At 35.8% G+C, this 9,158-nt stretch carries 6 protein-coding genes; 3 read left to right on the forward strand and 3 right to left on the reverse strand.

The window, feature by feature from the left end:
• Positions 1-2,534 (reverse strand): DNA polymerase III subunit alpha (locus tag QZ657_RS16640; RefSeq protein ID WP_291968168.1); only part of this gene is annotated, 2,534 nt, incomplete at its 3' end.
• Positions 2,535-3,089: 555 nt separating this feature from the next.
• Positions 3,090-4,304, reverse strand: a complete 1,215-nt coding sequence (gene dinB / locus QZ657_RS16645; protein ID WP_291968169.1) for a DNA polymerase IV — start codon at positions 4,302-4,304, stop codon at positions 3,090-3,092.
• Positions 4,305-4,579: 275 nt separating this feature from the next.
• Between dinB and QZ657_RS16650 the strand changes: the two genes are divergently transcribed.
• The 3 genes from QZ657_RS16650 to QZ657_RS16660 all read left to right on the forward strand — a co-directional run bounded on the left by QZ657_RS16650 (position 4,580) and on the right by QZ657_RS16660 (position 8,116).
• The gene (locus QZ657_RS16650; protein ID WP_291968170.1) at positions 4,580-5,503 is read left to right on the forward strand and encodes a hypothetical protein; all 924 of its coding nucleotides are present in this window, start codon (positions 4,580-4,582) and stop codon (positions 5,501-5,503) included.
• 46 nt (positions 5,504-5,549) lie between these two features.
• Positions 5,550-6,911, forward strand: coding sequence for a phospholipase D-like domain-containing protein (locus QZ657_RS16655; RefSeq protein WP_291968171.1), 1,362 nt, complete (start codon positions 5,550-5,552; stop codon positions 6,909-6,911).
• Positions 6,912-7,072: 161 nt separating this feature from the next.
• Entirely contained in the window at positions 7,073-8,116 is a 1,044-nt protein-coding gene (locus tag QZ657_RS16660; RefSeq protein WP_291963311.1) for a DNA cytosine methyltransferase, read from the forward strand.
• A 17-nt stretch (positions 8,117-8,133) separates the two neighbouring features.
• Here QZ657_RS16660 and QZ657_RS16665 read toward each other — a convergent pair whose 3' ends face one another.
• Complete coding sequence (locus QZ657_RS16665; RefSeq protein WP_291968172.1) at positions 8,134-8,943, reverse strand: type II CAAX prenyl endopeptidase Rce1 family protein; 810 nt, start codon at positions 8,941-8,943, stop codon at positions 8,134-8,136.
• Between the last annotated feature and the right edge of the window lie 215 nt (positions 8,944-9,158).

Consider the following 9,158-nt stretch of genomic DNA (forward strand, 5'->3'; position numbering starts at 1 on the left):
CTTGGCGCAAATAGTTTAGGGTGGTCTATTTTCTTGGTCTTGTTCAACAGCAAATGTGCTTTCCAGAGGAGTTCGTGTTTGTTGGTATCGGTAAACCTGAATGCATCGATCCGTATTAAAATGCTTACTTGTTCTATAGAGATAATCAATCTATCCAGAAAATCTTCCAAGGATGCAAACAATCCTTTTACAAAGCGTTCTTTTAAAATACGCTCCATTACCCGTTGTTCCAACTCTCGCAGATATCCTAAACCTAAATACAGATCCTTACCATAAATACGATTATCCGCATTACTGTTATTTACGCATGGCGGATGTATTGTTGCGCCCAACATACGTGCTTCGTGCACATAGAATTCGGGTTTATAAAATCCGCCACCATTATTGAGTACGGCTACCATATATTCTAATGGATAGTATGCCCTCAAGAATAAACTTTGATAACTTTCTACAGCATAGGATGCAGAATGCCCTTTTGCAAAAGCGTAGCCGGCAAAACTTGCTACTTGATTCCACACCTCCTGAATGAGCTTCTCGGCATATCCTTTTTTGCGGCAGTTATCCATAAAGGTATCCTGCACTTTTTGGAACTCCTCACGAGAACGGAACTTACCGCTCATTCCGCGGCGTAACACATCGGCTTCACCTAAATCCAAATCGGCAAAATGGTGGGCTACTTTTATCACATCTTCTTGGTAGACCATAACCCCGTACGTCTCTGGCATAATCTCTAACATGACCGGATGCGCCATCTTTTCTGCCCTACCTTTATTGCGATGCCTAAGAATGTATTCGCGCATCATTCCGCTTTTAGATACTCCTGGGCGAATAATGGAACTTGCCGCTACAAGACCTAAGTAGGTATCTACTTCTAGCTTTTTCAACAACATACGCATGGCAGGTGATTCCACATAAAAACATCCCATGCACTGCGCTGTTTTTACTAAATTATTAATTTTAGGGTCCTTCTTGAATGCCTTGATATCATGAATATCGAATTTTGCAAATTCCTCAGGCCTGTCGCGTTCCAGAATATCCAAAGTCTCCTTTATTTTAGAGAGTCCGCGTTGGGCCAGAATATCAAATTTAAAAATACCGACATCTTCGGCAATGACCATATCAAACTGCGTAGTAGGAAATCCTTTTGGGGGCATATTGGTTGCTGAAAACCAATGGATAGGTTTCTCGGTTATTAGGATACCTCCTGCATGAATACTTAAGTAATTGGGCATACCGTGTAGCAGTTGTGTATACTTCAAAACCAAAGTTGAAATATTATCTAACCTACTTGCCTGTATATTACCATCGCACAGTAAATCTATTTCATCTTTTGGTAGACCAAAAACCTTACCCAGCTCACGTATTACTCCTCTAGATTGAAAAGTAACATAGGTACCCAACAGTGCCACATTTTGGAATCGATTAAAAATATATTCCGTCATCACCGGTCTATCCCTATGCGAGAAATCGATATCAAAATCGGGCGGATTTACACGATACAGGTTAATGAATCGCTCAAAATACAAGTCGAGCTCCATAGGATCCACATCGGTAATAAAAAGCAGGTAGGCTACAATACTATTGGCACCACTACCCCGCCCTACATAAAAAAAATTCTGTTTACGGGCATATGAGATAATATCCCAATTAATAAGAAAGTAAGAAACGAAATTCATTTCTTTAATGAGGTACAGCTCTTTTTCTAAACGATCCAAAACAGCCTTATTTATTTCAGGATATCTATACGGTAAACCTTCTTGACATAACTTTTCCAAAAATGCCTCATCTTCTTCTTTACTGCCCAAATACAGATTTAAATTCTGCGTTTTTCGACCTTCGGAAAAATCAAAGTTTATAGAACAGCTACCCATTAACTGCTGGGTATTTTCTAGAATAAAACTATGTTCAGAAAAATGTGCCGCCAGATTGGGTATAGCATACATATGCTCATCTTCCCGCGCCTGTTCGGTAATAGACAGCATACTCAACAAGGTATTGTTATCAATAGCGCGTAATAATCTGTGTGCATTAAAGTCTCGCTTGTTCCTAAACGTTACGGGCTGCAGCAATACAATTTTATCTCGCTGTTCTAATAGTTTAGAAAATCGCAGTCGTTTCAACTCATTTACGGAAACCCCGATAAACTCATTTTCCGCAAAGGTTTTTTTTTCGTGCAGAAGGACTTTCTCAAAGGGATAAACAACAAACACCTCTTTAAACTGTGGAGCTATTTCCGGGATTTCCTTTTCTTGATGAATGTGATGCGACAAAAAATCATTGAGTTCCAAAAATCCCTCATTATTCTTGGCAATACCTACAAAGCAAGGCTCTATTCCGTTTCTAAAATCGATACCTAAAATAGGCGTCACATCATATTCAGGTGCTTTACGCACAAAATTCAAGCAAGCAGAGGTGTTATTAATATCGGTCAACACCAATTGCGTAATGCCATGCTTTTTTGCCAGTTGTAAAAGCTCAATTTCCGAGAAAGTCCCGTAACGAAGGCTGTAATATGTGTGACAGTTTAGGTACATTTTTGGTTGATGGTTGTTCGTTGATGGTTGTTCGTGTTTTGCGCTTCGCTTTTTGGTTGATGATTGTTGGTTGTTGGTTTCTTACGCCTTTCGTTAGACGCTACGCGCTTAACGCTATTTTTTTTGCGCTTCGCGTGTGGCGTTAGGCGTGTAGCGCATTGCGTTTTCTCTCTTCTCTATATTCACTTTTATAACTTCTATTTTATCACTCAAGATTTCACTTCGGCTACGCTCAGTGAACGGGTTTCGTTTTTGCGAGGTTGTCACTGAAGCAATCTGCCGAAAATGAGTACTAGAGATTATCATTGTTACCCCAATTCAACAGATCACTTTGTCGTGCCTCCTCTTTTTAGTTGATAATTATTGGTTGATGATTGTTCGTTTTTTTTGAAAATAGCGTGTAACGCAGTGCGCATTACGCTTTCTCGCTTCTCTATTTTCTATATTCTATATTCTAACTTCTTTTCTCTCCTCAACAAACAAATCTTAACTCTTCGTGACCAGACATACCTACCAAGAACCAACAACGGAGAACCAACAACGTACAACCAACAACTAAATCTTCCGATGTGCCAAAACAACTGGTGGCAGTCCGCTGAAAGGATTATGCATTCTACCAATGGTCTTTGCTCCCATACCCGATGCCCGCAAAACACTTTTATCTCCGTAACGTTTTCTAATAGTATCCATAGCGTTGTAAAGACTTAAGATTTCTTCCGTGTCATCAAACAGGTTAATTTGGTAGTTACCAGATACCAAATGACTAAAACGTATACCAATTAGCCTCACTAATAACCTACGGTTATATAAGTTTTTGAACAGCTCTAATATTTTAGGTATTAAAATATGGTCTCCACTGGTATACGGAATTCGCATTTGTTTAGAATAGGTATTAAAATCTGAATATCTGATCTTTACCGAAATACACGCCGTAAGTTTATCGCCTCGCCTTAATTGATATGCCAGGTTCTCGGTCATGGCAATAAGAATTCCCCTAAGTCTATTAACATCAATAGTATCTTTATTAAAAGTACGCTCTGTAGAAATGGATTTTCGCTCGCAAAACGGAATCACAGGGGTATTATCAATACCATTGGCACGTTTCCATATAACCTCGCCATTGGCACCTAAAACACGTTGCATTACCTCCATGGGCATTTCTTGTACCGTGCGCACTTGTCGTAAACCAAGATTGCGTAAGGTCTGGTAAGTCTTATCGCCCACCATTGGTATTTTTTTAATGGATAACGGAGCCAAAAAAGGTTTCTCCAACCCCTCATCTATCTTTAATTGATTGTTAGGTTTCGCCTCGTTCGTGGCTACTTTAGAAACAACTTTGTTCACTGATAGTCCAAAAGAAATGGGGAGTCCCGTTTCCCTAATAATCTTTTTACGCATTTCAGACGCATACTGGTAGCAACCAAAAAAACGGTCCATACCGGTGAGGTCCGCATAGAACTCATCAATACTTGATTTTTCGAATACGGGCACGTACTCTTTTATGATTTCCGTTACCACATCAGAGTGTTTACTGTAGTCACCAGCATTACCACGAATTACAACAGCATCAGGACACAGCTCTCGCGCCATTTTCATGGGCATACCAGAATGTACGCCGAAACCACGGGTCTCATAACTACATGCCGCAACTACACCACGGTCTCCCGTACCACCCACTAATAATGGTTTATGCTGTAATTCACGATTATTCAATCGTTCTACGGAAACATAAAAAGTATCTAAATCAATATGTAAAATGGTTTTGCTCATAACTATCCTTTAAAATTCGGGATAGCTAAATTATGGATTATTTCCAATTATTAGGATTATTTCCATTTTTTAACACTAAAAAATAGAAGCATATTGTCACATATAAATATTGAGCAACATTTAAAGAAAATATAAATATGACCAAACTGAACTAAAAGGCACAGATAGTTATATTAAAAGTGTATAAAATTTCGTTTAGTATCATATATCTTGTAGATTATTGAGGTATTTAACCGAAAGTCTTTTAAGAATAGTTACGAGATAAGACATTATTTATGCGTAAAATTCATTTTATATTATTAGCTGTCTTATTACTAATATCCACTATTAGTAATGCGCAAAATACCGCTACAATAAATATCGTTTCCCCAAATGAAAACACGGTCTGGAACATTCCAGATAAAATAACTTTGCAGTGGAATACCGTAAAAATTGACACTAGCAAGTCTATTCGATTTTTTCTGGTACGAAATGAAATGGTAGTACAAGAATTGGGTTCGTTTAAGAACGACGGTTTTGAAGACGGAATAGAATTGGCAAAAAACATTGGTTCTGGAGATAGATACCAAGTAGTTGCCATAGAGTTGTTCCCAGATGACAAATACAATATTGCCAAAAAGGTTACTCCATTCTTTTCAATTATCAATGCAGCATCTGATGAAAGAAAGAAAAAGCAACAACTAGCCAATGTTAATACCGTAACTAAGAAGAAAAAGAAATCTAGATCCAAATCTAAAACAAAGAAAAAAATAAAAGAACTAATAGCACCTAAAGAAACTGCTATTGTCCAAACCAACAACAAACCTGAGCCAAAAACTGAAAACAAAACAGATAGTAAACCAGAAGTAAGGGACAGTTTTGATGGCAGAAAAATTTCATACACCAAAGAATTTGAATTCAATTCTGAAGATGTGGTCATAAAAATCTGGGATCACGGCAGGCAAGATGGTGATATTGTCTCTATTTACCTTAACGGTGTACAAGTAGTTAAAAAGTACTACCTAACCTATTGGAAAAAGGAGTTTAAAATTAAACTAGACCCTAAAAAATCTAACGATCTGTTTCTTTACGCACATAATTTAGGAGACTCGCCACCAAACACCGTATCCGTAGAAATATCTGACGGAAAAAAGTCTGAGAACATAGTATTAAATTCAGACCTAAAGAGTTGCGAAGCAGTATTGATCAGTGTAAAATAAGTAACACTTCTTACTTTTTAAGTTCTAAACATCAGTTAAAATATAAATGCCCTTTAAATCATTTTTTGATGAACCTGAAAATTATAAAAATCGGTTCGATTTTTATGAAGAAGGCGGCTCACCCTTACTCCTTAAAAAATTTAAAGAAACTATTGAGGAACAAAAAAATGATATTGAAGAAATTAATATTTCTTGGTATTTGTATAATAACCAACATTTGCACGACTATTTAAAAGAAGTGGCCACAACCGGCATTACGGTAAATGTTATAACTATTCCATTAGAAGGCTATGACCATTCTAAGCCAAAAATTATAAAAAGTATTGTAACGGGCAAAAAGTCAAATAAACGTTACACGAAGTATAATTTGGCAAGAATAATCTATGGTGAGATGTATAGATCAACATTACACCAAAACTTCAACCTATATATCTTTCCTCATTTATATGTTAGAAGTGCACGCGTAAAAAAGTTTTCAAGAGGCTCGCTACCCTATTCTTTACATATTAAATCAGCATATATTAAAAAGAAAAATGGATATCTAATACTATTAAGTTCTTGCAATTTGGCAGTAAGAGATTTGGTAAAAAATGAATCTATGATCATTGTCGAAGACGAACCAAATTATGAAGAATACATAAAAGCCTTTTACAAGAATTTAATAAGAAACTCTATAAACATTAAGAATTACAAAAGTTCTTTAGATACAACGTATAATACATATGAAAAACTAGTATTTAATTTTTCAGATTCCATATTTATAACCGCTCCTTTTTATGACAATTCCGCTAATCTTCTAGAAAAGACCATTTCACAATATATTATTTCCGCAAAAAAAAGAATCATTGTTTGCGCGCAACATTTAGCTGCATTTAATTACGGGGTAAATGCCAAGCACCATTCAAACATCAACAAAAGTGATACCCGTAAAGGTATGTTAGGCGAAATAATAACTATGGCGAACAAAGGCGTAAAGGTCACCTGTTTATCACAAACTTTTTCCCCACTTTCTAAAGATGAAAAGCAACTTCATGAAACAAAATATAGAACGCCCGTAAACACCCGTAACTTTCAACATTTTTTTAGTCAGATCATTAAAACAGAAAATGCAGAGTATTTTGTCAATGAGAATATTCATTCCAAATTCATAATCATAGACAACACACTCATTTATTGTTCATATAATTTTACACCCACCCAATTTATTTTTTTGGACAATGTGAATATTCCTAAATTTAAAAACATGCCAAATTTAAATTATAGCGGAATTCATTGTGAAGTTGGTATGCATTTAGTCATTAAAGACCAAATTACCGTTAAGGCTTTTGAAAATAATGTGGCAAATATTAAACGTAAGAAAGAAACTATACAGGCAAAGAACTTTGTGAACATATCTTCTAGGCAATAATTTGAAGGCAAACATACAATTGTCCAAATCTTTTTTATAGAGTAAAATAGATGCTTGAATTAAAAGCAATTTGAATTTCTAAAATGTATTTTTGTCATCTTATTATGTGTTTTTCTATAACTTATTTCAAGAAGTTTTAAATAAAAGATTAGCGTAAGAAAATGAATATAGTATCCTTTTTTGCTGGTGCAGGCGGACTAGACCTTGGTTTTGAACAGGCCGGTTTCAATGTTATTTGGGCAAATGAATATGATAAGGATATTTGGGAAACCTACCAGAAGAATCACCCACATACCATATTTGATAAAAGAAGTATTGTTGATATACCTGCAGAAGATGTACCCGATTGTGATGGAATAATTGGCGGGCCACCGTGCCAAAGTTGGAGTGCCGCAGGTGCCGCACGGGGCATTCAAGATAAAAGAGGGCAGTTATTCTATGATTTCATAAGAATACTTGAAGCAAAACAACCTAAATTCTTTCTTGCAGAAAATGTAAGCGGTATGCTGATCGGCAAACACACTACGGCGCTTGATGGAATTAAAAAATTATTAAAAAATGCAGGTACAGGTTATGACCTATCCTTCAAAATGCTCAATGCATCTGACTACAATGTGCCTCAAGACAGGAAAAGGGTATTTTTTATAGGTATAAGAAAGGATCTGGGTTTCAAATATGAATTCCCTGAAGAGACCTTTCCAAAAATAACACTTGAATCTGCCATAGGCGATTTAGATAAAAAAGCAATTCCTGCTTTGGAGTTCAACAATACCAATGGAAATAAATGTATTATTCCCAATCATGAATATATGATAGGTGGTTTTTCAACCATGTTCATGTCTAGAAACAGAGTTCGTGATTGGGACGAGCAATCATTTACCATACAAGCAGGTGGCAGACACGCACCCATACACCCGCAAGCGCCAAAGATGAAGTTAATTGATAAAGATGTTCGTGTATTCGTACCTGGTAAAGAGCATCTTTACAGAAGGCTGAGTGTTCGTGAGTGCGCTAGGATACAAACTTTTCCAAACGATTTTATTTTTCATTATAAAAAAGTAGCCGCAGGCTACAAAATGATCGGTAATGCCGTACCTGTTAATTTAGCAAAGTTTCTAGCAAATAGCATAATGGCTCAATTAAAGGCCAATAAGCATATACCCAATTCTATTAAAAAGAAGAAAGTAAAAGGTGTTTTAGGGTAACCAAAAAAAGAACACTATCATTTACTAGGCACTAGCTTTATATTTGTCTCATTAATTTTAGGCGGCATAAAATACATAAACACAAGCATAATCAGAAAATACAGTACAGCGAAAATAGTGTAGGTATGGTCGCCCGCATCCGGCGAAATTGGTAATAATACTAAGGACATATTTAGCATTGATTGTATCACCAATACACATATTCCACTTTTAGTCTTTGAATAAACAATGGCACACATACCTGCTGCACCCATCATATTCAAAAACAAAGGCCAAACAGGTAAGTCTTCAATTACGCCTACATTTATATAAACGGAAGGCAACCACCATAAAGACCATACAAAACCAATTATTTGGGTTGCATAAAAAGGTTTGGTTATTTTAGATAACTCACGAACGGCATAACCGATCCAAACAACCTCTCCCAAAAATGCCCAGGACAATAAGAATAAAGTAAATTTTAAGGTAGGTATATACAATTCAAAATTAAGAATAGATATATCTCCAGAATATACCGCAACAATTGATAAGGTCATTAAACCTATAGTAAATGCGAATAAAAGACCAAATAAATACCATTTTGGGTGCACTTTCCAAACCAGCATAGGTCTAAATAAGTTCTTAATACCTTCATTACCTTTTGTAATTTTTACAATAAATAGTAATAAGAACATCAATGCATAAAATCGGCCATTGGTATAGGGAAAGAATTCTATTAATCCTTTACTTTTCAGGTAAGTGATTACGAAATTAAGTAAAGGCGCAAGTACTAAGAAAATCCATATTTCGTACTTTTTTAAAAAGTTCATCATGTCTTTAACTATCAATAAATTTTTTTTTAACAATGAAAAAAAGATAATTAGCTCAAATAAAATATAAATTATTGAAAATGGTGTGTTTTATCTGAAAATAAATCTCACCATTTTCAAAACATTCTGATTTATTAGACAAAAAAACCCTCTCAATCAAATGATTAATAGGGTTTAGAAGTACTCGAGGCGGGAATCGAACCCGCACTCCGAAGAACTGGATTTTGAATCCA

It is taken from the genome of Maribacter sp. (assembly GCA_020629415.1).
GTDB lineage: Bacteria > Bacteroidota > Bacteroidia > Flavobacteriales > Flavobacteriaceae > Maribacter > Maribacter huludaoensis.